At 68.3% G+C, this 2,120-nt stretch carries 2 protein-coding genes and 1 pseudogene; all 3 read right to left on the bottom strand.

The features are described from left to right. Nucleotides 1-123: 123 nt before the first annotated feature. Complete coding sequence (locus ACXJKL_RS19920; protein WP_457208731.1) at nt 124-300, bottom strand: hypothetical protein; 177 nt, start codon at nt 298-300, stop codon at nt 124-126. Nucleotides 301-439: 139 nt separating this feature from the next. Next, on the bottom strand, nt 440-1,423 hold the full coding sequence (locus tag ACXJKL_RS19915; protein WP_457208730.1) for a DUF389 domain-containing protein: 984 nt from the start codon (nt 1,421-1,423) through the stop codon (nt 440-442). A 6-nt stretch (nt 1,424-1,429) separates the two neighbouring features. Continuing rightward, nucleotides 1,430-2,120: pseudogene (locus tag ACXJKL_RS19910) on the bottom strand (amino acid transporter); the annotation flags it as partial.

The following is a 2,120-nucleotide window of genomic DNA, read 5'->3' as shown; positions in this document are numbered from 1 at the left end:
ACGGTCGTTTGCCGACCCGGTCGTGGAACGAGGCTTCGTACTTCTCGCTGGTCCTGGGCTCACCGGCCGCCCGCCCGGAACCTGTCTGGTGGGATAGGTCGGGCCCAGCACGGGCTAGCAGCCTCAGCGGCCGAGGAGGTAGCCCCCGATGAGGAACAGCACGAACGCGACGGCAAGGCTGACCCAGGAGTCTCCTCGGAACCGTCCGTTGCTGCCAACCATGACGAGCGCGACGGCCCGGAACAGCAGCAGGCTCCCGACGCCCAGGCACGTGAGCGCGATCAACCAAGGTGTGTTCATGCGTTGCCTGACCTAGCGGTTGTGGAGGCGGTTGGCGACGAGCGGCGAGACGAACAAGGAGTGCAGATGGCCAGCGCCGCGACGGGTTGACCGGAGGTGAAGGGGGCGGCTCAAGAATAGGCGCAGCTCCGGCGAAGGCTCACGCTGAGGGACCGGCGGGGCCAGACCTGTCTTGTCCTCGGGTCAGTAGTCGTTGCCGCTGGTGCGCCTTCCGGTTCCACACCACGTGCTGGAGGGCCAGCGTGGCGCATCCGGCGAGGACCATTCCCGTGATGTTGAGAGCCAGCTGGATCGCGCTGCCGGTGACTTCGTCCCAGGCGCCAAAGGCGATGCCGAGCGCGACATTGCCTGCAGCGGGGACGGTGGTGACGGAGATGAACACTCCGGACAGGCCGCCCACCTTGGCGCTGGTGAGGGACAGCACGCCGGCGGCGGCGGCGATGACGGCAACGATGAAGGACCACTTGTCCGGGGAGTAGATGAAGTCGGTGCCGGGCCGGGGGCCGGTCACGTCCTCGGTGACCACCCACCCCAGTGCGCGGGCGGCGGAGGCGGCGATGGTGGTCAGGGTGATGGCGACCACGAACCCGACAGACAGGGTGCGTGCCGCCCGGCCGAACAGGGTGCCACGCCGCCGCACGAGCGCGAGACCGAGTGCGGCGACGGGCACGAACTCGGGGCCGAGCACCATGGCGCCGATGACGAGGACCTGGGAGTCCACGACGACGGCGATGGCTGCCAGCAGTGTGGCCAGGCTCATGAATGACAGGTAGGTCCAGTTGAGCTCGGACTCCTCGTAGGCGCGTTGGGTGACCTCGGCCCACACCACGGCATCGGCGCTGGAGCCGGGGGTGTGCCGTTCGGCGTCGAACGCGGCACGGGAGATCCAGGTGGTGACCGGTTCGACCTGGATGGTGCCTCGTTCGGCGACGCCGAGGCCGACCAGGCCGTCGATGTGTTCGTTGGCGGCCTCCCTGGCCACGTGCGCCAGCACGATGTCGCCTTCGGGATCCAGCGACGCGCCTCGCAGCACGGCGAGGTGGCTCACCGCCGGGTCGTCGGCGAACACCGCAACCACCTGGTCGGTCAGGTCGGCGGGGATGGTGATCCGCAGGGACTGCATTTCGGATCAGCCGCCGACGTGGACGACGGGCCGCCGGGCGGCGTCGGGGACGGCGCGTCGCAGGATCTCGTGAGTGAGCGGGGGTACGTCGCCCTCCCCGGCGAACAGGAAGCGCAGCGCGTTCTGCCCTGGTCCCTTCTCGGACCATTCGAAGTAGATGTGGGAGGGCATGTCGTCCTGGTCGCTGACCGCGAGCAGCACGGCGGCGAGCACGTTGGGGACGCTGGGGCCGGTGGCTCGTAGCACCCGGTGGTGCCCCACCCGGGCGGCGGTGACCTCGACGGTGGTGGAGAAGTCGCTGGCGTCGTTGACCTCGACCTCGAGGAACACGGCCGTCTCTGCGTTGTCGAGGTGATTGTCGAGGCGCACGTCGAGGGACTTCTCGTGGTATTCGGCGTGATCACCGGCCTGGATCTTGTTCGCGATGAACCGCACCGGAGCGTTCTTCACCAGCACCTCCTCGAGCAGCACCTGTGCGTCCTGGTCGAAGGTGACCTTCTGGACGCGCAGCTCGGTGGAGCGGCTGATACGCGAGACCAGCGAGATGACCACGATCATGGCGATGAAGATGAGCGCGATGACCAGGCCTTCGGGCCGGTCGAGGATGGTGACGGTGATCGTGTAGATGAACACGCACGCCACCACCCCGAAGAACGCTCCGGCGCCCCGGTGACCGCGCCGCCACTCGGTCAGTGTC

This window comes from Nocardioides sp. P5_C9_2, from assembly GCF_054049555.1.
This window is presented reverse-complemented; position numbering and strand designations above follow the sequence as displayed.

What these genes read in the sequence shown, in the direction of transcription:
- ACXJKL_RS19920 (WP_457208731.1), bottom strand. Translation starts at nt 300, where the DNA reads ATGAACACACCTTGGTTGATCGCGCTCACGTGCCTGGGCGTCGGGAGC.
- ACXJKL_RS19915 (WP_457208730.1), bottom strand. Translation starts at nt 1,423, where the DNA reads ATGCAGTCCCTGCGGATCACCATCCCCGCCGACCTGACCGACCAGGTG.